Here is a 20,335-nt window from a genome sequence, read left to right as displayed (position 1 = left end):
GGCCTCGACTTCGCGGAACGAAGTTATGTCTTCGTCACTGCTTCGATTCCGCGCTCGGAAGGCTGTGTCATGGTCGACGCCCTGATTGCGCCGCGCCGGCGCGATGCCTTGAAAGCGGCAGCAATCGGTTTTTCCAGCAGTTCGTAGGCGACAACACCGACCGCGGTGCCCGCAAGCACGGCAACGACCAGCGCAAGGGGAGCCGGCAAGGATATCGCCGGCGCGAATTTCGCCACCACCGAAACCGCCAGCGTGTGCCAGAGGTAGATGGAATAGGAGGCGTCGCCGAGCCATGTCAGCGGGCGAAAATCGGAAATCATGCCAGCGCGCTCCAGCGAAAGCACACCAGTTACAAGGGCGACGGCAAGTGGACCGAAGACGAAGGGATGAAAGCCGACATAGGTGACGCCAACGAAAACGAAGCCGAAAACGGTAAGCAGGATCAGCGCGAGACCACTCGCCGGCGACGGAATCTTGCCCTCCAGCCAGAACTTGCCAATGACCGCGCCCAGCAGGAATTCGAGGATCGCCGGGTTGGTATAGGTACGGAAAAGCGGATTATCGCTGTCGAATGAAAGGCCTATGGCGGTCAATAGGATGAACAAGCCCGCAAGCGCCGGCAGGCGTCTGGCCGCTGGCAGCAGCAAGGTGCAGGCAAAGACGGCATAAAAGAACATCTCGTAATTCAGCGTCCAGCCCTGGACCAGAACCGGCCAGATCTCGCCATTGCTCGGCGAAATGTGCGGAACGAAGAACAGCGAACCCAGCACATGGCCGAGCGTGAGCTTCATGTTCGGGAACAGCCCGGCAAATGCGCCTGCGACCATCACGGCCGTGGCGATCCAGTAGACCGGTGCGATGCGCTCCAGCCGTTCTCGCAGGAACTGCAAGGGCGTGACGGGCCGCGACTGGGCAAGCGTCCACATGATGAAGCCGCTGACGACGAAGAACACGTCGACGCCGGCAGCCCCGATGGCGAAGTGCCCGCCCGTGCGCTCGGCGGCGTGAAAGACGACGACTGCAAGCGCTGCAAAGGCGCGTAGATACTGGATACCGTAGAGCTTTTTCATCAGGCGGGACGCATCTGCATTTCGTGCTGGTTCGCAGGCGCCTCGTAGCGTCGCGTCGATTGCGAGGTCGCGAGCAGGCCGGCTGAATAATAGAGAAGGAAGGAGCCGATCGCATAAGGATGCATCATGTCGACCTCGAAGAAGGAGCGCACGACCAGCATGACCGACATGCCGAAGACGACGTAGGAGGCGACATCGTCGCGGTCATCAAGAAGCCGAATGAGGTGGCCGACCGGAACCCGGACGATCACCACGGCGAGCAGGAAAAGCCCGACCACGCCAAGCTCGACCAGTAATTCGATATAGGTGTTGTGGAAATGGAAGCCGCTGCGCGAGGCGATGTAGAATTCCTCCCAGAGCCGCTCGGCTTCCGAAAAACCCTGGACCCAATAGGCCTGGTAACCGACGCCGAAATAGGGTGACAGGCGCCAGGCGGCTATGCCTTCGCCCCACAGATAGGTTCGGCCGGTCAGCGTCGTGTCCTTGCCGAAGGCACCGAGCAGAAGGTCGAGACCGCCGAGATTGATGGCGGCGAAAGCGAGGCCGATGGCAGCTATAAGGCCGACGAGAAAGAACATCTTTCGCGTGCGCGGCGCAAACAGCAGCAGGAGGCTCAACCCGATTACGACCGCGAGCGTTCCGGCGGTCGCGATGATGGAGGTTGCCGATTGCGAGGCGAGCAGCGCGTAGCCGGCGAGAACCAGCGTGCCAAGGGCCAGCAGACGCCAGATGCCGCGTTCGCGCAGAATGAAAATGGCGGCGAAGGCAAAGTAAATGCCCACCGAGCAGTAGAAGCCGAGCTGGTTCTTGGACGAAAAAGCGCCGACGAAACTGAAATTGCCGTCCATCGAATCGTAATTGTAGCCGCCGAATGCCAGCGAAAAGAGAACCACCATGCAGACGCCGGCGAGCATGCCCATCGTCAACGTGCGGATGTTCATCGTGCGCGCGACGATCAGCGCGCAGACGATATGCGTCATATATTGAAGGCTGGCGCGCATGGTGACGCTAGGGGCTGCCGACCAGAAAACCGACAGGCAGGCAAAAATGCCGAAGGCCAAGATCCAGTAGAACTTCGCGTAGTTGCCGAGCGAGTGGCGATAGTCAATCAGGATCAACGGAAACCAGAGCGCATAATAGGCCAGGATCGAAACCTGGCCGAAGCGGCTCGAATAGGCGAAGACGAAGACCGACAAGGTGATCGCAAAGAAGCCATACCAGAAATTATGGTCGGGACTGACAAAGCGTGCCTTGGCGATCTTCATATCCGGTCCACCGCCGATCAGTTAGCGGGGATCGGCAATATCCCGACCTTGATGACGTCACCCGGCTGCACCGGCGTGTTCTCGTCTACCGGTATCTCGCTGGCCTTTCCGTCGTTGTCCCGCACGATGGAGTAGCTGACCGGCGGGGCCTCGCCGGCGCTTGAGCTGCGCCCGGCGGCCGGATCATGCGACAACGCTTCGGCTATCAGATCCTTGTACATGCCGATCTTCAGGCTCAGGCCCTCGATATCGGCCTCCGTCGACTGACGGTCCTGGGCGATCTCGGTATCGCGATCGCTCTGAAGGTCGGCGGCGTCCTGCGTTGCCTTGCTGATGTCCTGCTTGGCGCGCAGCGACGCCGTTTCCATGTCGAGCACCTTGCCTTGCAGGTCGGATACGGATTGCTCGAGCGAAAGCACACGCGAATTCACCACAAGTCCGCGATCGGCCAGGTTGCCGATGCTGTCGAGTTCCTTGCGATACAGCTCCATCTGGCGGTTCTGCGTGACGATCTTCTTTTCAAGCGAGGCGATCTCGCTCTGCAGGAGGTTCCTGAGGTCTTCGTTCGACTGGAGCTGGTCGCGGAGCTTCTTTGCGCGGGCCAATTTGAAATTGGTCTCGTCGGTGATCAGCTTCTTTCCGTCTGCGCTGTCCTGCAGCTCCTTGGGAAACTCGATATCCTTGTCTTCCGCCTCGGAAATCAGGCGCGCGCGCCGGGCGAGAAGGCCGTTTCGCTGCGACACGAGAACATCGTAGTTGCCGCGCGCGTTGATGAAGTCGCGTTCTATGCGCTGACCCGAATCGGCACGATGCAGGCCACCGGCAAGACTGAGCGCCTTCAGCACCGTCAGATTGGGTGCAAAGGGGTATTGGCCGGGTGTTTCCACATCGCCGGAAAGGAAGACCGGGCGAAACTCGGCAAGCTCCACGGAGGCATCGGGCTTGTCGAGCAGGCCGAATTTCTGTTGCAGTTCCTCGCCGATGGCGGTCGAGATTTCAGTGGTCGTCTTGCCTGACGCCGGCATCTCGCCGATGAAAGGCAGCGATATGTTGCCCGCCGGGCCGACGGTGTAGTCGCCGCTGATCGACGACCAGTCGCGCACAGCGCCCTCTGCCGTGCGCCATTCGACGACGCGGATGCGCAGCTTGTCCATGGTGCCGAGCTGATAGTCGGCAGATTGTGCCGCCATGGGCAGAAGCATGACGATAGCGGCCGCGCTAAAGCAGAAAAAACGCCTGCCGGCGCGCCATACGGGATGGGATATAGTCAAAGCATGCCTTTCTGGCTGCGTTTGTCGGGTCATCTGGTGTTTGGCGCCGAAGCGCAGGCCGGCCCGAACGTACGGAACGGCCTTTATTGCGTGGTCAATAGCTGCCGCGCGACGAGAAAACGGCCGGAACCGTCTTGAAGATGATCTTCAGGTCGGAAGCGAATGACCAGTTCTCGACATAGTGACGGTCGAAGGCGACGCGCGCATTGTAGGAAACGTCGTTGCGGCCGCTGACCTGCCAAAGGCCGGTGAGGCCCGGACGCGACTTCAGATAGTAGTCTGCCGCCTGACCGTAGAGCTCGAGTTCGTCCTTCACCACCGGACGCGGGCCGACAATGCTCATATCCCCGCGCAGGATATTGATGATCTGCGGGAGTTCGTCGAGGCTGAGCTTGCGCAGGACGGTGCCGACCCTGGTCACACGCGGGTCGTTCTGCAGTTTGCGCGTGGCTTCCCACTCTTCGCGGCCCTGCGGGTTGGTGGCGAGATAGGCTGCCAGAACGTCATCGCCATTCTGCACCATGGTGCGGAACTTCAGGCAATGGAACACATTGCCATTCCGGCCGATCCGGCGATGGCCATAAAAAATGCTGCCGCCGTCAGAGAATTTGACCAGGGCTGCCAGCATCAGAAAAAGCGGGCTGAGTAATACGAGTCCTCCCACAGCACCGAGAATGTCGAAGCCCCTCTTGATAGCTCCTCCGATCGGCGGCTGGGCTTCGGTGCCGGATCGGAATCGTCGGGATAGGTTTGCCAGTACGGCGGCGTAATTCATTTGGCTGCTCCACGAGAATGGTCAGGAACGATGCGAAATGCTGCAACGCAACATAACATTTGTACACCGGGGGATATGTCATGTCTGTGATCAAAATCAGACGGGAAAACCGATTTAGATCATAATTTGTGACGCTCGTTTACATAACAGTCGATTTAGGTGAGGATATTTTACCGCGAGCTTTAGTAAAAATTGATCGTTTTAGGTGCATTTTTTGAAATCTATTTATAATACTTATAATCAATCCAAACTTTATTGAGGAACTCTTGGAAGAAAATTGAACTCATTCTTGTATATCCTTAATATTCTAACCTATGTTAGCCCAATAAATCTATGTCATGATTGAAATTATTTCCAACCGATATTGCGCTGCAACATCCTTTGGATTCAAAGCGATGCACAATGAAAGAATGGATGAGAAACCAATTCGTGATGTTGCGCGTTCACCTCAGGTTCAATATATCTCCTCTATACGCGCCTTTGCAGTGGCGTACGGCTCCGAAAAATCAGAAGATCAGATTGCGTGCTGGCTGCAGATCGTAGGTGTGTGTTTGGGAGGGAGGTATCTGCGCATGATTTCGGGCAACCGAAACTATTACACTAATGGCATGAGGATATAACAATGTCCTTATTGCTATTCTTGCGCGGTCTTGTCGGCGTATTGGTGGTGTTTGCCATCACGACTTACGTCGTTACGCAATCGCTATGGACTACTTTCATCCAGACCGTGATCTGCGCCATTCTCTTGCAAATAGGCTATTTCGCCGCTGTTTTGTTCATGGTCTGGCGCTCGGGCGGCAAGAATTCGCGGGGCGCTGCAAGCCGTTCCGACGATTCAATTCAAACCACGGGCCCGGAGGAACAGCCTTCGGCAAAGATCAGCCAGCTGCCCGGCGTTTCCGGTTCGCAGCACCCCTAATCACTGCTGCGACCTCCCGCATGTCATGAAATAGCCTTTCGCAACTGCGAACAATCTGCCTGTATTGGAGCCGGAAGCGGCGCGCCGCTGTCGAGCGGTGATCCACAAGCGGATTGAAAGAGGTGCACGTGACATCATCCGAGGCTAGCGTCTGCGTCATCATTGCAGCCAAGAATGCGGCAGACACGATTTCGCGGGCCATAAGCTCCGCCTTGCGCGAGCGGCAGACCGCCGAGGTCATCGTTGTCGATGACGGTTCGAGCGACCGTACGGCGGAAACCTCGATTGCTGCCGATGACGGAACAGGCCGCCTCAAGGTTCTTCGGCTCGATACCAACAAGGGGCCAGCATTTGCCCGCAACCATGCCATCGCCAATTCGACGGCCCCGCTGATCGCAATACTCGACGCGGACGACTTTTTCCTGAAAGGCCGTTTCGACCGGCTTCTCGACAATGACGACTGGGATTTCGTTGCCGACAACATCGTCTTCATCGACGCCCGTGGCGACATCGCCGAACCGGACGTTCCATATTTCGCCGCAGAACCCCGCTTCCTCGACCTTGGCGGCTTCATCGAAGGCAATATTTCCCGGCGCGGCAAGGCGCGCGGCGAGATCGGCTTTCTCAAGCCGGTCATGCGCCGCAATTTTCTCAACGCGCACGGCATCCGCTACAAGGAAGAATTGCGGCTCGGCGAGGATTACGACCTCTATGCACGCGCGCTGGTGAAGGGCGCGCGCTACAAGATCCTCCACGGCTGCGGCTATGGCGCGGTGGTGCGACCGGACTCGCTGAGCGGCCGGCACCGCACGCTCGATCTCAAGCGCCTTTATGAAGCGGACCGGGCCATCCTCGCCTCGCCGGATCTGCCGAGGGAAGCGAAAGGCTGGTTGCGCCTGCACGAACGCCACATTCGCGGACGCTACGAGTTGCGCAACTTCCTTGATTTGAAAGCCAAGGCCGGGCTCGCAAGAGCCGGCCTCACCGCGCTGACGAACCCGGCCTCCCTGCCGTCGATTGTCGGTGGCGTCGCCGCCGACAAGCTCGAAGCGCGCAAGTCGCGGCACAGGCCGGCAAGCGACAAACCGATGCCGCCGCGCTACCTGCTGCCTGCGCGCGTCATCTAACTATTTGTTTTTACGCAATTCCGAACGGAAAACCGCGACACACTTTTCCTGGAATTGCTCTAGAGATAATCACGCCGTATCCCGGCCAGCACTTCGCGAAAACGCTCCTTGCGCTCGGCAAGCACGCTGTCGGCGCTGAGCTGGGGCACGGCGCGGCGCGCCTGCCGCAGAGCAAGCGTCGACGGAGCCGCCAGCACCTGCTTTGCCATTGTGCGCAAAGTCGACTGGCGCGGATCGTTGCGGGTCATGACGAGGCTTTCGTCAAAGCTGCGCTTGTTGGGATCGTCGAGTGGCGGTGGCGCCTTGTTCTCGAAATCGACGCCCCAGAAACGCGCGCCCTTGGTGATCGCCTCGGCGCGGGACGAAACCGGCACGTGCAACGGCTTGTAGGCGACCTTCACGGTCGAGGCCCAGTCGTTCCACTTGAAATTGTTGATGCTGCGCGAGGTGCTGACTGCCACCCACGGCACGCGGAACGCATCGGCGAGAATCGCGGCATGCATGGATTCGGCAACGACGAGTTCGGCCTGTGCGATCGACCGGATAACCGACTTCGCCTCGCCGCAGGGATCGACATAACCGAGACCGGCTGCCTTGCAGACGATAGGCCAGATGCCGCCGACCGTCGATTCCCAATGGGGTATGAAGATCGGCCCGCCGGTCTTGGGCAGGTTCTGGAATTCCGGCATGTCGGCGACCAGCACAGCCGGGTCGATGATGCCAAGCTCAGGATCGATGTCGAGCTTGCCGGCAGTCAGCGGACCGCGCACGCAGCGAACGTCCCATTCCGACTTGTCGGAAAAATCGGGCAGCGTGCCGTAGCCGAAGCCGCTGCCGATCACGAGTTTCTTGACGCCGGCCGGCAGCAGCGCCTGATTGAGCACGGTGCCGACACCGACCAGCAGCACTTCCGGATGAACCTCACGAAAGCCTGGCAGCAAAAAGTCCCAGAGCCAGAGATTGAGGTCGTCGCCGAAATTGCCGTGTGCGGATTCCCAATAGAATGGATGCATGACGCCCTCGCCTATCGAGAAATCTTGGATACGGCGAGTTCCACCGCGCTGCGCAGAATTTTCGGGTCGCGCCACGCCCATTCGGCCAACAGCCCCAGTTGCGGCACCTTGCGCTTGCGCACCAGCCGCATCTGGCCCCACAGGGCCTGACGGCGCGCCGTCTGCTTGTAGGATTCGATCGAAGCCTTGTCTTCCGGCTTGTGTGGAAAGCCGTTTTCGAGACGGTCCAGCGCCACCCAGGTGTTGAACTGCTGCTTCAGGAATTGCGGTGAATCGTTGTCGAGGCCGTGGAAGATGTTGATGCCCTCGCCGCGCGTCGCACCGACGGTTTCGCTGAGGATGCTGCGCTGCGCGTTGCGCACGCATTCGTAGAAGAACAGCACATCTTCCGCCGCAAGCCGCAACTCAGCCTCGAAGCGCACTTTGCGGAACAGGTTTTCGCCGATGACCATGCAGGATAGGTGCATGAAGCTCCAGTTTTTCAGCATCACGCCGGCAAGGTCGGGCACCTCGACGATCGGCGGTTCTTCCGACAGGCGGTTGACGGTGGTGACGTCGGCCAGGGCCGACACGCCGAAGTGGTAATAGAAGGCGTCGCCGCCTTTTATCGAGGCCCAGTAACAATCTGCATCAAAAAGTGACAGGCCGGCGACCGCGTTCTTGAGGTGGTCGGGTGTCCACTCGTCGTCGGAATCTAGGAAGGCGGCATAGGTGCTATCAGCGGGTATGTGCTCGAGGCCCATATTGCGTGCTCCCCCCGGGCCTGCATTGGGTTGCTTTATGACGGTAATCCTGGCCCGCTCCTCCAGCGAAAACCCTTCCAGATCCAGCTCCACGGGCGACGGCGAAGCGTCGTCCACGACGATCACGTCGAAGTCCGGATGGGTCTGCGCAAATACCGATTTCAGCGCGCGATGCAGTATTCCGGGCTGCCGCTGGTAGTAAGGGATAATGGCTGTGCACTTCGTCATTTCTTGCGCCTTATGAAGTCTAGGGGAGAGGCTCGCAGGCTATCGATGAGCGCTCGATGAATTCTGGTCGGCTGGCTAAAGCGCGTCGCGATCTTTCAGATTCGCTTTCCGCGCTTTAAGTCTTTGTTTTTGCGCATGTCGTTATCGCAAAACCGCTACACACTTTTGCGCGACACGCTCTAATTCCGGGCTTGCTGGAGAACAAGGCGTCCACCGAGAGCCAAACGACGCCGGTCCATGCTGCCTGCCACTAACCCGAAACTGTGACGAATGATGTCGGCTGGAGCGATCGGTCCCAAACCAGCACATTCGGGCTGAAGTTTGTCACCGCACCTATCCGAGCGCGCATCTTTCACCGCATACCTTCTCAGGATAGTGGTCCTTCTCACCTCAATCCAGCTTTGCAGCGACGCAGTCCGTTCACTTTTGATGCAGTGCACAATTGCCGGCGCGAGCCTCATCGGAAGACGGCTTCGGAACCGGTCGGCGCGCCGCCAGCCGCGGCTCCAGCCTTGTTCGGTTTTCAGCCGCGAGCGGCACGCGCTGGCGACCATGGTCGAGGTGAGGGTCAGGCGCCCTCATCCTCTTGTTTATCTCGGGGGTCGGTGAGATTTTCCTGTAAGCTCTGGCCAAGCCGCATGGCGATTCGACAAGGCGCAACGATATGGCTCTTTTCCGCTTCAAAACCCGCAACCCGAATCGCGACCGCGAGACGGATGCCGGCCGCATGCAACGGCTGAGGCAGGTTCTCGATGAGATTCACGACGAAATCGAGAATGAAAAGAATGGCTTGCGCAATCGCTACGACAAGGTGACGGCCGACGCCGCCTTCTCCCAGCAGGCGCTCGAGGACGATCGCGTCGATGCCGGCATGTCATCGAAGATAGATGAACTGACCGAAGCGATGATCCGCTACACCAAGCGGCTTGCCTCGCTTGACGGTCAGATCGGTTTTGTTACCGAACTGCGCGGGCGCATCGAGCAATTTTCCCAAGCAAACGCAGGCGACGGTGCCTCGGCGAACCCCGCCGCGGCCGAACAGGGTTAACGTGCGCTTATAAAATGTTACCGGACGCGAGGCCGAAATTAGGCCCCACGTCACATTCTGAACTTGCCACCGACCTATGTGCAGTGCAGCATTTCGATGCTGTGACTTGAACAGGTGGGCGTGGGAGGCGCCGCCAAAACAAAGGTGGCAAGCCACGTGATTTCAAACGAAACCGGCACGGCACGGCGCGGCCTGACGCTTATCATTCTCTGCGTCGGCACCCTCCTCGTCTCTTCCGTGGGCACGATGAATGCGTCCCACGCGCAGGAGAAGAAAGCCTCGGGAAAATCCTTCGTCGAGAATTTCGACAAGCTGGACAGGAAGCAGTGGTATGTCTCCGACGGCTGGACGAACGGCGAGCATCAGAACTGCATCTGGTCGAAGGATCGGGTCAAGGTCTCGGACGGCATGCTGCGGCTGGGCTTCCAGAAGCAGTCGATAAAGAACCTCGACTATGCCTGCGGCGAGATCCAGACCAAGCAGCGCTACAGCTACGGCACTTACGAAGTCCGCATGAAGGCTGCCAAGGGCTCCGGCCTCAACACCGGTTTCTTCACCTATATCGGCCCGGTCGACAAGCAGCCGCATGACGAGATCGATTTCGAAGTGCTCGGCAAGAACCCGGCAAAGGTGCAGATCAACCAGTATGTAAACGGCAAGCCTGTCGGCGATGCCAAGCTGGTCGATGTTCCCGGCGGTGCCGACCAGCGCTTCAACGACTACGCCTTCGTCTGGAAGCAGGACAGGATCAGCTGGTACGTCAACGGCGAACTCGTCGGCGAAGCGACGGACCCGGCAAAGCTGCCGACCCACGCGTCCAAGATTTTCGTCAGCCTGTGGAGCAGCGACATCCTGAAATCCTGGATGGGCACGTTCGCTGATCCCGGCGCGCCGGTAACGGCCGAGATCGATCGCATCGCTTACACCGCCGAAGGCGATGCGTGCCAATTCCCTGAATCGGTTGTCTGCAAGCTGAAATAGCTGGGTCCCACATGTTGCACGTTCTTTATCTCGTGCATGATCTCTCCGATCCGGCAGTGCGCCGGCGGGTGATCATGCTGCAGGCCGGTGGCGCGGATGTCACGCTGGCGGGCTTCAAGCGCGCCGACAAGCCCGTGGCCGGTCTCGAGTCACTGTCGCCGATCGATCTCGGCCCGACGCAGGACGGCCGGTTCGCGCAGCGCATCGTGGCGATCGCAAAGGCAGCTCTGTCGCTCGGCGGCAAGCTGCAGGGCATCCGCAAGCCGGATGTCATCATCGGCCGCAATCTGGAAATGCTGGCACTGGCCAACCGTGCAAAGGCGCTGTTTTCCAACGATGCGCCCATCGTCTATGAGTGCCTTGACATCCATCGCCTGCTGCTCGGGCAGAACCGCATTTCGCGGGCGCTGCGGCGCACCGAGCGCGTGCTGGGCAGGAACGCATCGCTGCTGATGACCAGTTCACCCGCCTTCGTGCGCGACTATTTCCAGCGCTTCCGCCAGATCGATGCCCCTGTAGCACTGCTGCAGAACAAGGTGCTGGAACTGAACGGCGGGACGGAAGCTGCCGACCAGAAGCTCGAAGGGCCAACGCCCGGCGAGCCTTGGACGATCGGCTGGTTCGGCGCCTTGCGCTGCCGCAAATCGCTGGAGCTTCTCGCCGCCTTCACCCGCCGCATGGAGGGCCGCTTCGAGGTCGTGCTGCGCGGGCGGCCGGCCTATTCCGAATTTACCGATTTCGACGGTTTCGTTGCCGCCGAGCCCTATCTGCGTTTCGAGGGCGCCTATCGCAACCCGGAAGACCTGCCCCGCGTCTATGGCGAGGTGCATTTCTCCTGGGCGATCGACTTCTTCGAGGAAGGGCTGAATTCGAGCTGGCTGCTGCCGAACCGGCTCTACGAAGGCTGCCGCTACGGCGCGGTTCCGATTGCCATGCGCAATACCGAAACCGGGCGTTTCCTGGCCGACCGGCATCTGGGCAAGCTGCTCAACGAGCCGTCCGTTGACGCGCTGGAGGCACTTTTCGAAGACCTTACACCCGAAACCTATACCGCTTCCCGCCGGAAAATCCTGGCCGAGGATCGCGGAACATGGGTCTGCGATGCGCGCGATTGCCGGGCGCTGGTCGAGCGATTGGCCGGCTTGAGACCTGTGCGCGTTCCAAACGTAATGTTGCAGGCGGCATGATGGCTGAAATGACAACCGAAGCCTTGCCGGCAACCCCTTGCATGGTGGTGATTCCCTGCCTGAACGAGGCAGCGCATATCGAGGCGCTGATCGACCGGCTGACGCCTTCGGTCGAGCGGCTGGACATGAAGATCGTGGTGGCCGATGGCGGCAGCACCGACGGGACGCAGGCGATCGTGCAAAGGATCGCGGCGACAAACCCGCGCGTGACGCTGCTTCCCAATCCCAAGAAGATACAGAGTGCTGCCATCAATCTCGCCGTCGAAAGATTTGGCGACGAGTTCACGAGCTTCATCCGCATCGATGCGCATGGCGATTACCCCGCCGACTATTGCGACCGACTGATCGAGGATGCGGACGAGACAGGTGCGGATTCGGTGGTCGTTTCGATGGCGACGCGCGGCTTCGGCGCATTCCAGAAAGCGACGGCGATCGCGCAGAATTCCAAGCTCGGCAATGGCGGCTCGCCACACCGCCAAGGGGCCAAGGGTCACTGGACCGATCATGGTCACCACGCCTTCATGCGGGTGAAGTCGTTTCGTGCGGTTGGCGGCTATGACGAGACGTTCAGCCACAATGAGGATGCCGAACTCGACTATCGGCTACGGGCTGCAGGCTACCGGCTCTGGATGACCGACAAGACGTTCATGGTCTACTATCCGCGTGCGTCCGTGCCGGCGCTCTTCCGGCAGTATCTGGGCTACGGCAGGGGTCGCGCCAAGAACATTCTGAAGCACCGCGCCATGCCCAAGATTCGACAGATGATTCCGCTGATGGTGTTTCCGGTCGTTGCCGGGACATCGCTGGCGTTCCTCAGCTGGGCTGCCGTCGTTCCGGCAGTCCTTTGGGCGGCGGCATGCCTGGGTTACGGCGTCTGGATGGCACTCAGCCAGCGCAACCCCTACGGGCCGCTGGCCGGCTTTTCGGCGATGGTCATGCATCTGGCATGGTCCGCGGGCTTCTGGCTCCAACTCCTCGATTTTCGAAGGAAAGAGGCACCGGCATCATGAACAAGCAAAACGAAGCCGCCACCAAGCCGACCCGGATCGACGTCTGCGTCTGCACCTATCGCCGCCCGGAACTGGAAGAGACGCTGCTGTCGCTCGGCGCGCTGACCATACCGCCGCATACGACGGTTCGGGTCATCGTCGCAGACAACGACGCCGAGCCGAGCGCACGCGACCTTGTCTATGCCATTGCCGCGAAGCTGCCGTTTTCGGTGGTCTACGTGCATTGCCCGGCCTCCAACATCTCGATCGCGCGCAATGCCTGCCTGGAAAACAGTTCGGGCGATTTTCTCGCCTTCATCGATGACGACGAGACCGTCTCGAAGGAATGGCTTTCGGAACTCATGAACGTAGCACTCGCAACCGGCGCGGATGCCGTGCTCGGGCCGGTCGAAGCGACATATGGGAACGGCGCTCCGGGCTGGATGGCGCGGGGTGACTTCCATTCGACGCTGCCGGTCTGGGTCAAGGGCGAGATACGGACAGGCTATAGCTGCAACGTGCTGCTGCGCCGTGCTGCAAAGCCGGTGGCCGGACGCCGCTTCAACCTGGCACTGGGCAAGACGGGCGGCGAAGACACCGAATATTTCACCCACCTGCATCAGGCCGGCGGCAGAATAGCCTTCGCACCAAAGGCCTGGGTCTATGAGCCTGTGCCGGCCAAGCGGGCACAGTTTTCGTGGCTGATGAAGCGGAAGTTCCGCTCCGGACAGACCCACGGCAGATTGATTGTCGAGCGGCAGACATCGGCGGGCTCTGCCCTGCCCCAGATCGGGCTTGCTTCGGCAAAGGCAGCCTATTGCTTCGCGGCAGCCGCAGGCCTCGCAATATTGCCGGAGCGACGCAACCGTTTCGCCCTTCGCGGCGTTATGCATATCGGCGTCGTCAGTGGACTTCTCGGCGTCCGCGAAATCAAACAATATGGTGACCATGAACCTGCGCGGAGAAGCAGCAATGCAGCCTGACGTGACATTCGTCATCGCGGCTTACAATGCTGAAACTTTCCTCGCCCGGGCCGTTCAAAGCGCGCTCGGCCAGCGGGAAGTGTCCGTCGAGGTTGTCGTCGTCGATGACTGCTCGGGTGACGGCACCGTCGAGCTCGCGCGGTCCTTTCCGCCCGAGACGGTCAAGGTCATTGCTCTCGACAAGAATCGTGGTCCCGGCGGCGCGCGTAATGCAGGGCTGGAAGCTGCCAGCGGCCGCTGGATCGCGGTGCTCGACGCGGACGACACGGTCCAGCCTGAGCGGCTCGCCCGGATGATCCGACGAGCAGAAGTTGCCGGCGCACAGATTGCCGTCGATAATCTGGATGTGATCCGTGAAGAGCCCGGCACACGCGAGACGATGTTTCCCCATTCGCATCTTGAAGGCGTCAGCGAGATCACGCTGGCCGACTTCATTGCCGCGAACATCCTTTTCGAAGGCACGTTCAACTACGGCTACATGAAGCCGATATTCGAGCGTCGCTTCATCGAGGAACATCAGCTGCGCTACGATGAGAAGCTGCGCATCGGCGAGGATTATATCTTCCTCGCTTCGGCACTGGCCAAGGGCGGGCGCTGCGTGGCCGAGCCGGAACCCGGCTACGGCTACCACATCCGCGACGGCTCCATTTCGCGCGTGCTTGAGCAGCATCACGTCAAGGCGATGTTCGAGGCTGACGCAGCGTTCCTGCGCGAGCATCGCCTTGATGATGCCGCCAAATCGGCGCAGGCGCGGCGCACCCGCAGCCTTGAAAAGGCGGCATCGTTTCTGGCGCTCGTACAGCACCTGAAGGACCGCGCGCCACTCAAGGCGATGGGCGCGGCGTTGCGCGATCCGGTCGCGCTGACGCATCTCAGAATGCCGATCGCAGCGCGGCTGCGACGGTTTGCCGAACCGCTTCGAAGCCGAAAGGCGGCCGGCCAGGCAGGATAATCTGAAATCTCGGAATTGGACGGGGGATATTTTGAAAAAAGCACTCAAAGCAGGGATGATAGAATGAAAAAAGTCAGAAAAGCAGTGATTCCGGTCGCTGGGCTTGGAACACGTTTCCTGCCGGCAACCAAGGCAATGCCGAAGGAAATGCTGACGGTGGTCGATCGTCCCGTCGTGCAGTATGCGGTCGACGAGGCGCTGGAAGCGGGCATCGAGCACATCGTGTTCGTCACCGGCCGCAACAAGCACGTCATCGAAGACTATTTCGACATCCAGCCTGAGCTTCTGGACACGCTGACGCGCTCCAAGAAGCAGGAGCAGCTTGCTTCGCTGAACAAGATCCAGTTGAGCGCGGGCGCGGTGAGCTTCACCCGTCAGCAGGCCCCGCATGGTCTCGGCCATGCAGTGTGGTGCGCGCGCGATATCATCGGCGACGAGCCGTTCGCGCTGCTGCTGCCGGACATGGTGTCGTTTGGCGACAAGGGCTGCCTTGCCGGCGTGATGGAGCTCTATGAGCAGACCGGCGGCAATGTCATCGCCGTCGAGCAGTGCGACCCGACCGAAACCAACAAATACGGCATCGTCGGCAAGGGCAAGGACGTCGGCACCGGATTTGCGGTCACCGAAATGGTCGAGAAGCCGGCGCCCGCCGTCGCACCATCTAACTATTACATCAACGGCCGCTACATCCTGCAGCCTGAGGTGTTCGACCTCCTCGGCACGCAGGAGCGCGGTGCTGGCAACGAAATCCAGCTTACGGATTCGATGAAGCGGCTCGCCCAGACACAGGAATTCCACGCGGCACCCTTCAACGGGCGCATGTTCGACTGCGGCTCGAAGGAAGGCTTCATTCAGGCCAACGTTGCTTTCGCGCTGGCACGCGACGACATCCGCGATCTCGTGTTCGACCCGATCGTCGAAATGATCGCGTCACAGCAGCGCCGCAGCGCGGCAGCCTGATCGAAACACTGCTCGTCGCGGCCGAGCGTATCGGCCGCGACATGGCATGATCGTCAAGAAGATAGATAGCGGCGCAAGGCCGCCGCAAACGCATTCTCGCCTCATAACCATGCTTGATGCCGCATCACAGTGGCGGAGCACATCGGATGAGATCGAAGAGCATCCAAAACGAAAGTGACGCCTGGCGTCGACGAAATCATGCACCAGAGAAACATTCCCTTGAACAGCAGACTGGCCGTGGAGCCGGATGAGGCGGATCGCTTCATCGATCTTGAACGCCTGATGACTATCGCTATGCGGCAAATCCGCGTGGTGGCTCTTTGCGCGGCGGTAGGCCTTGCGCTCGGCGTCGTCTATCTTCTGTTCACGCCCGCCCAATACACATCGGGCACCCGCATCCTGCTTGATGACACGCTGACCAAGTTTGCCGAAGAGAAGGATTCAGGGCCGTCCCGCGTTCAGGCGGACTCGATGGTTTCGAGCGAAGTCGAAATCCTGAAATCGGCCCGCCTCGCCCGCGCGGTGGTGATGGCCGAGAACCTTCAGAACAACGACGCGTTTCTCAATCCGCCGCGCTCGCCGATCGGCTGGGTCAAGGATCAGATCAAGTCGGTCATCGGCCTGTTTTCCTCGCAGCCCGAACTCTCCGCGACCTCGATCGCAAACGGCAAGATCGGCAAGGCGACAGCACTGCTGCAGGCCGGCATGTCAGCCGAGCGTGTGGGGCGCAGCTATGTCATCGACCTGTCGTTCCAGGCCTACGACAAGAAACTCGCCGGCGCGATCACCCGCGCCTATGCCAATGCCTATCTCTCCGATCAGCTCGACGCCAATTTCGATGCCACGCAGCGAGCAACCGTCTGGCTTCAGGGGCGGCTGGCCGAATTGCGCGACAGTTCGCAGGCCGCAGCACTTGCCGTGGAAAAATTCCGCGCCGAGAACGGCCTGACCTCGGCCCGGGGCGAGCTTATCTCCGAGCGGCAACTCGCCGACCTCAACAGCCAGCTCATCCTGGCGCAAGCCGATACCGCAAACGCGCTGGCGCGCTACAACCAGTTCAAGTCGATCATCGAAAGCGGCCCGGATAACGCCGTCAAGAACGCGACGATCCCCTCCGACAAGGGCAGCAACAACACGGTCATCAACGACCTGAAGGGGCGCTACCTCGACGTCACCAAGCGCGAGCGCGAGATCAGCGACCGTTTCGGCCAGGATCATCCCCAGGCCGTCGCGCTGCGGCGCGAACAGGGAGACCTTTCGCGGCAGATTTTCCAGGAACTCAACCAGCTCACGGAGAGCTACCGCACGGAATATGAGGTTGCAAAATCGCGCGAGGATTCGCTGCGCGCCAATGTCGGCCTGATGGCCGGAGAAAGCTCCGAAACCAGCCAGTCGATGGTGCAGTTGCGCGAACTCGAACAGCAGGCAGCAGCACTGGCGACGCTTTACCAGACTTTCCTCGCCCGCCATGAGGAAGCCTCGCAGCAGCGCTCCTTCCCGATCGCCAAGGCGCGCGTGATCTCGGAAGCCGTCGATCCGGTGGGCGCCTCAAGCCCCAAGAAGACGATGGTGCTCGGCCTGTCGCTGGTGCTCGGCCTGTTTGGCGGGGCCGGGGTTGGCGCCTTCCAGGAGTTCCGCGAGCGGTTCTTCCGCACTGGCGAAGACGTGCGCGCATCGCTCAACATCAACTTCCTCGGCTATCTGCCGATCGTCGGTACGCGCCTTTCCAGTGCTCCACCCAAGAACGGTGCAAATGGCGCCGACAAACCGCCACGCGAAGGGCCGGAACCCGTCACGCCACGTATTCTGCGGGTCGCGATCAATGCCCCCTCGTCGTCGTTTGCAGAGACGCTTCGCAACGCCAAGATCGCCTGCGATGTCGTGTTGCAGGGCAGGCCCTGCAAGGTGATCGGTTTCGTCTCCGTGCTGCCGAGCGAAGGCAAGACGACGGTTGCGGCGAACTTCGCCGGGCTTCTGGCCGCCAACGGCGCGAGAACCCTGCTGATCGACGGCGACTTGCGCAACCCGGGCCTCAGCCGCGGACTGTCGCTGTCCCCGGACAGAGGGCTGGTCGAGGCGATCGTCGGCGAGCAGCGCTGGCAAACCACGGTCATGGTCGACCGCACGACCAAGCTCAACATCATCCCCGCCGTGGTTCGCGGGCGGCTGTCGCACACCAGCGAGCTGCTTTCGGGACCGGGAATGAACGACCTCCTGACCGACGCCCGCAACGCCTATGATTACATCGTCGTAGACCTGCCGCCGCTCGGCCCGGTGGTCGACGCCAAGGCGTTCGCGCCGTTTGCCGATGGATTCGTGATGGTCTCCGAGTGGGGCGTGACGCCGCGCGCATTGGTGAAGGCGACGCTGCAGGGCGAACCGCAGATCGCCTCCAAGCTGCTCGGCATCATCCTGAACAAGACGGACATGAAAAAGCTGGTGCGTTACGGCGCTTATGGCGGCTCGGAACAATATCTCGACCGTTACTCGTCCTACTATATCGAGCAGGCCGGCCTGACAAAAGCCTGAGGGCCTGACGGTTTCCGCCCGAGGAAGCCGCCTGCCGCTCGGATCAGGTCGTGAGGTACCGGCCCTTGTTCTGCCATATCCGCAGGGCGGTCAGCCGTCCGGAGAAGAAGGCGCCCGTATCGACATTGATGCGCGTGCCTTCAAGCTTCGCTTCCGTGACCGGCGTGTGGCCATGGACGACATATTTCTTCATCAGATGCGCCTTCTCGTAGAAGGCGGTGCGAATGAAGACCAGATCGTCATCCGACTGCCGGTCGAGATCGAGTTCGGGCCGGATGCCGGCATGGACGAAGATGTATCGCTTCGCCTCGATGAGAATCGGAAGCGACCGCAGGAACGCGACATGTCCTGCCGGAATGGCATGCCTGATCATGTCGTCGACCTGCCGGGACTGATAAATCGAGCCGAGGCGTTCGGGGTCGACCCCGTAGGACAGAAGTGTCGGCCCTGCCCCCATATGCATCCAGTCGCCCAGCGTCAGTCGCCTGTCGATGTAGTCCAACATCGCCACTTCATGGTTGCCGGCCAGGCAGATGCGCTCGAAACCGGCCGGCGGCGGGGCCATCAGGTGATCGATCACCTGCGCGGAGGCAGGCCCGCGATCGACATAGTCACCGAGCATGAGGATGATCTTGCGCCCCGGCAGATCGCGCGCATCGGCCACGATCAAGCGCTCCAGCGCCAGAAGCAGGTCGAGGCAGCCATGGACGTCACCGATCACGTAGACGGCGGCTCCCGCGGTCTCGATCTTCAACCGGGCGCGCCGTTCCCGCCCCGGGTTTTTGTCCAGACCAAACAGGCCTGCCAATTTCTTCATAGGCGATAATCTCTGCTTTCCAGCGACGCAGCTCCCATTGCAGCCTTTGTATTAAACGACGTTGCATTTCGTGAATCGGAAATCGCGCAGAAATTGCACAACATTCACATTTGAACCACCCAAACGGCTTACATGGTGTCGATGTCCTGTGCCAGCCGCAAGTCGGCCGGCATCTGGCCCTGCATGCAGGGCGCCAGGGATGGGAGCTGCCTCAGTGGCACGCTGCGATGTTGCACCCGGATTCGCTCCGGCATCGCTCTTTCAACGAGAACACCTGCAGCCAAGCGGTGAAACCACCGCGCGGCTGTTCAAGGAGAACGTTTTGACAGCAAGAACATCTTCGCCCGCGCCAAGCGCAACCGGCCTGTCGCCTGTCGCCAAGACGATGTCGAACCGCATCAAGATCGCGCGGACGCTGTGCATCTTCTTCATGACCTTCGTCCACGTCCAGCCGGGCATCGCCGAGAATGTCTATGACCGCGACGCCGGCTTCTTCGACATCGTCTACTTCATCCTGACAAGGCTGATGGGGCTGAGCTCGGTTTCGCTGCTCAGCGTGGTTTCGGGTTATTTCATCGTCTCAAGCCTGCTCAAGCTGGGCACGCTCGATCTTTACAAATCGAAGTTGAAGACGCTGGTCGTGCCATTGGTGGCCTGGAACGTGCTGGCGCTGGCGCTGCTGGGTGCCTACGGGCTGCTTTCCGACAATTGGCGGAATTGGCCGGAGTTTACCGTGCCCGGTATGGCCAACGCCTTCCTTGCCGTGACTGAGTGGCCATTGGTCGTGCCGCTGTGGTTCCTGCGCGACCTTTTCGTCTGCTGCCTGTTCTCGCCGCTGCTTTATTTCGCGATCAAGCGGCTGCCGGTTGCGACCATCCTGCTGCTCGTCGTCTTCACACTTTTCGGGGAAGACCTCTACATTCTGCAAAGGCCGCAGCTGATGCTGTTTTTCGCCATGGGCATGTGGATTCGCCTGTCATGGGCGAACGAGCAGGAGATCGACCGGATCGCGCACCCTCTTGCGATCGGCCTTGCGGCGACGGCCGCGATTTTCCTCTATTTCCGCATTCAGGGTATCTTGCTTTCGGATATGGACGATACGCTGCGGCTGACACTGGACACGCTGCTGCGCATAACCATGGCCGCCGGTTTCTGGTATCTGACGGAGCTTATCCGGAAGTCATCCTTTGCCGAACCGTTCATGCGGTTCGAGCCTTATTGCTTCTTCCTGTTCTGCAGCCACGCGATCCTGTTCGACTACGCCGGCATCATCTTCCGCCGCTTTTTCGGCAATTACGGCTCCGACCTGTTTCCGATCACGTTCTTCACGCTTCCCATCCTGGCGGTGATAAGCGCAATCGTCGGGCTGCAGATCATCAACCGCTCCGGCGTGCTGATCTTCCTGTTCAACGCCGGCCACAAGGTTCAGCCACTGTGGCGGCCGGCGGCGGAGCGGGCGTCGGCGTGAATGGGAAGCG

17 protein-coding genes and 1 pseudogene are annotated in these 20,335 nt (G+C 60.4%); 11 read left to right on the top strand and 7 right to left on the bottom strand.

The window, feature by feature from the left end:
- Nucleotides 1–23: 23 nt before the first annotated feature.
- The 4 genes from G6N74_RS04445 to G6N74_RS04430 form a co-directional block, all read right to left on the bottom strand.
- On the bottom strand, nucleotides 24–1,070 hold the full coding sequence (locus G6N74_RS04445) for an acyltransferase family protein (protein WP_165114820.1): 1,047 nt from the start codon (nucleotides 1,068–1,070) through the stop codon (nucleotides 24–26).
- The gene (locus G6N74_RS04440) at nucleotides 1,070–2,335 is read right to left on the bottom strand and encodes an O-antigen ligase family protein (protein ID WP_165114818.1); all 1,266 of its coding nucleotides are present in this window, start codon (nucleotides 2,333–2,335) and stop codon (nucleotides 1,070–1,072) included. The genes G6N74_RS04445 and G6N74_RS04440 overlap by 1 nt, the downstream gene beginning before the upstream one ends.
- Before the next feature lie 17 nt (nucleotides 2,336–2,352).
- On the bottom strand, nucleotides 2,353–3,537 hold the full coding sequence (locus G6N74_RS04435) for a polysaccharide biosynthesis/export family protein (RefSeq protein ID WP_246245642.1): 1,185 nt from the start codon (nucleotides 3,535–3,537) through the stop codon (nucleotides 2,353–2,355).
- Between the two features lie 163 nt (nucleotides 3,538–3,700).
- Nucleotides 3,701–4,381 carry a sugar transferase gene (locus G6N74_RS04430; RefSeq protein ID WP_165114814.1) on the bottom strand — a complete coding sequence of 227 codons (681 nt, stop codon included), beginning with the start codon at nucleotides 4,379–4,381 and terminating at the stop codon, nucleotides 3,701–3,703.
- A 622-nt stretch (nucleotides 4,382–5,003) separates the two neighbouring features.
- Here G6N74_RS04430 and G6N74_RS31475 point away from each other — a divergent pair.
- Together G6N74_RS31475 and G6N74_RS04420 are read left to right on the top strand one after the other, a co-directional pair.
- Nucleotides 5,004–5,114, top strand: a pseudogene (locus G6N74_RS31475) (exopolysaccharide production repressor protein); the annotation flags it as partial.
- 314 nt (nucleotides 5,115–5,428) lie between these two features.
- Nucleotides 5,429–6,427, top strand: a complete 999-nt coding sequence (locus G6N74_RS04420; protein WP_165114810.1) for a glycosyltransferase family 2 protein — start codon at nucleotides 5,429–5,431, stop codon at nucleotides 6,425–6,427.
- 59 nt (nucleotides 6,428–6,486) lie between these two features.
- Here G6N74_RS04420 and G6N74_RS04415 read toward each other — a convergent pair whose 3' ends face one another.
- On the bottom strand, nucleotides 6,487–7,440 hold the full coding sequence (locus G6N74_RS04415) for a polysaccharide pyruvyl transferase family protein (protein ID WP_165114808.1): 954 nt from the start codon (nucleotides 7,438–7,440) through the stop codon (nucleotides 6,487–6,489).
- Nucleotides 7,441–7,451: 11 nt separating this feature from the next.
- Nucleotides 7,452–8,411, bottom strand: a complete 960-nt coding sequence (locus tag G6N74_RS04410; RefSeq protein ID WP_165114806.1) for a glycosyltransferase family 2 protein — start codon at nucleotides 8,409–8,411, stop codon at nucleotides 7,452–7,454.
- Between the two features lie 664 nt (nucleotides 8,412–9,075).
- Between G6N74_RS04410 and G6N74_RS04405 the strand changes: the two genes are divergently transcribed.
- The 8 genes from G6N74_RS04405 (at nucleotide 9,076) to G6N74_RS04370 (ending at nucleotide 18,040) form a co-directional block, all read left to right on the top strand.
- On the top strand, nucleotides 9,076–9,459 hold the full coding sequence (locus tag G6N74_RS04405) for a hypothetical protein (RefSeq protein ID WP_165114470.1): 384 nt from the start codon (nucleotides 9,076–9,078) through the stop codon (nucleotides 9,457–9,459).
- A 159-nt stretch (nucleotides 9,460–9,618) separates the two neighbouring features.
- On the top strand, nucleotides 9,619–10,440 hold the full coding sequence (gene exoK / locus G6N74_RS04400) for an endo-1,3-1,4-beta-glycanase ExoK (protein WP_312857841.1): 822 nt from the start codon (nucleotides 9,619–9,621) through the stop codon (nucleotides 10,438–10,440).
- An 11-nt stretch (nucleotides 10,441–10,451) separates the two neighbouring features.
- Complete coding sequence (locus tag G6N74_RS04395; RefSeq protein WP_165114804.1) at nucleotides 10,452–11,627, top strand: glycosyltransferase family protein; 1,176 nt, start codon at nucleotides 10,452–10,454, stop codon at nucleotides 11,625–11,627.
- 8 nt (nucleotides 11,628–11,635) lie between these two features.
- On the top strand, nucleotides 11,636–12,637 hold the full coding sequence (locus G6N74_RS04390; RefSeq protein WP_165115633.1) for a glycosyltransferase family 2 protein: 1,002 nt from the start codon (nucleotides 11,636–11,638) through the stop codon (nucleotides 12,635–12,637).
- A complete protein-coding gene (locus G6N74_RS04385; protein WP_165114802.1) occupies nucleotides 12,634–13,599 on the top strand; it encodes a glycosyltransferase family 2 protein in 966 nt (321 codons plus the stop codon). The genes G6N74_RS04390 and G6N74_RS04385 overlap by 4 nt, the downstream gene beginning before the upstream one ends.
- Nucleotides 13,589–14,551 carry a glycosyltransferase family 2 protein gene (locus tag G6N74_RS04380; RefSeq protein WP_165114800.1) on the top strand — a complete coding sequence of 321 codons (963 nt, stop codon included), beginning with the start codon at nucleotides 13,589–13,591 and terminating at the stop codon, nucleotides 14,549–14,551. The genes G6N74_RS04385 and G6N74_RS04380 overlap by 11 nt, the downstream gene beginning before the upstream one ends.
- A gap of 63 nt (nucleotides 14,552–14,614) precedes the next feature.
- Nucleotides 14,615–15,511 (top strand): UTP--glucose-1-phosphate uridylyltransferase, encoded by an 897-nt coding sequence (locus G6N74_RS04375; protein ID WP_165114798.1) that lies wholly within the window; start codon nucleotides 14,615–14,617, stop codon nucleotides 15,509–15,511.
- A gap of 198 nt (nucleotides 15,512–15,709) precedes the next feature.
- Nucleotides 15,710–18,040, top strand: a complete 2,331-nt coding sequence (locus G6N74_RS04370) for a polysaccharide biosynthesis tyrosine autokinase (RefSeq protein WP_165114796.1) — start codon at nucleotides 15,710–15,712, stop codon at nucleotides 18,038–18,040.
- Nucleotides 18,041–18,083: 43 nt separating this feature from the next.
- Here G6N74_RS04370 and G6N74_RS04365 read toward each other — a convergent pair whose 3' ends face one another.
- On the bottom strand, nucleotides 18,084–18,857 hold the full coding sequence (locus tag G6N74_RS04365; RefSeq protein ID WP_165114793.1) for a metallophosphoesterase family protein: 774 nt from the start codon (nucleotides 18,855–18,857) through the stop codon (nucleotides 18,084–18,086).
- 322 nt (nucleotides 18,858–19,179) lie between these two features.
- Between G6N74_RS04365 and G6N74_RS04360 the strand changes: the two genes are divergently transcribed.
- Nucleotides 19,180–20,325 (top strand): acyltransferase family protein, encoded by a 1,146-nt coding sequence (locus tag G6N74_RS04360; RefSeq protein ID WP_246245641.1) that lies wholly within the window; start codon nucleotides 19,180–19,182, stop codon nucleotides 20,323–20,325.
- Nucleotides 20,326–20,335 lie beyond the last annotated feature (10 nt).

Source organism: Mesorhizobium zhangyense (assembly GCF_011045115.1).
Taxonomy (GTDB): Bacteria; Pseudomonadota; Alphaproteobacteria; order Rhizobiales; family Rhizobiaceae; genus Mesorhizobium_M; species Mesorhizobium_M zhangyense.
The sequence above is the reverse complement of the archived record's forward strand: the minus strand, read 5'-3'. Positions and strand labels throughout refer to the sequence as shown.

Bases quoted from the DNA above. Each gene is read 5' to 3' on its own strand.
- G6N74_RS04445 (WP_165114820.1), bottom strand. From the start codon at position 1,070: ATGAAAAAGCTCTACGGTATCCAGTATCTACGCGCCTTTGCAGCGCTT.
- G6N74_RS04440 (WP_165114818.1), bottom strand. From the start codon at position 2,335: ATGAAGATCGCCAAGGCACGCTTTGTCAGTCCCGACCATAATTTCTGG.
- G6N74_RS04435 (WP_246245642.1), bottom strand. From the start codon at position 3,537: ATGCTTCTGCCCATGGCGGCACAATCTGCCGACTATCAGCTCGGCACC.
- G6N74_RS04430 (WP_165114814.1), bottom strand. From the start codon at position 4,381: ATGAATTACGCCGCCGTACTGGCAAACCTATCCCGACGATTCCGATCC.
- G6N74_RS04415 (WP_165114808.1), bottom strand. From the start codon at position 7,440: ATGCATCCATTCTATTGGGAATCCGCACACGGCAATTTCGGCGACGAC.
- G6N74_RS04410 (WP_165114806.1), bottom strand. From the start codon at position 8,411: ATGACGAAGTGCACAGCCATTATCCCTTACTACCAGCGGCAGCCCGGA.
- G6N74_RS04405 (WP_165114470.1), top strand. From the start codon at position 9,076: ATGGCTCTTTTCCGCTTCAAAACCCGCAACCCGAATCGCGACCGCGAG.
- G6N74_RS04395 (WP_165114804.1), top strand. From the start codon at position 10,452: ATGTTGCACGTTCTTTATCTCGTGCATGATCTCTCCGATCCGGCAGTG.
- G6N74_RS04390 (WP_165115633.1), top strand. From the start codon at position 11,636: ATGACAACCGAAGCCTTGCCGGCAACCCCTTGCATGGTGGTGATTCCC.
- G6N74_RS04385 (WP_165114802.1), top strand. From the start codon at position 12,634: ATGAACAAGCAAAACGAAGCCGCCACCAAGCCGACCCGGATCGACGTC.
- G6N74_RS04380 (WP_165114800.1), top strand. From the start codon at position 13,589: ATGCAGCCTGACGTGACATTCGTCATCGCGGCTTACAATGCTGAAACT.
- G6N74_RS04375 (WP_165114798.1), top strand. From the start codon at position 14,615: ATGAAAAAAGTCAGAAAAGCAGTGATTCCGGTCGCTGGGCTTGGAACA.
- G6N74_RS04370 (WP_165114796.1), top strand. From the start codon at position 15,710: ATGCACCAGAGAAACATTCCCTTGAACAGCAGACTGGCCGTGGAGCCG.
- G6N74_RS04365 (WP_165114793.1), bottom strand. From the start codon at position 18,857: ATGAAGAAATTGGCAGGCCTGTTTGGTCTGGACAAAAACCCGGGGCGG.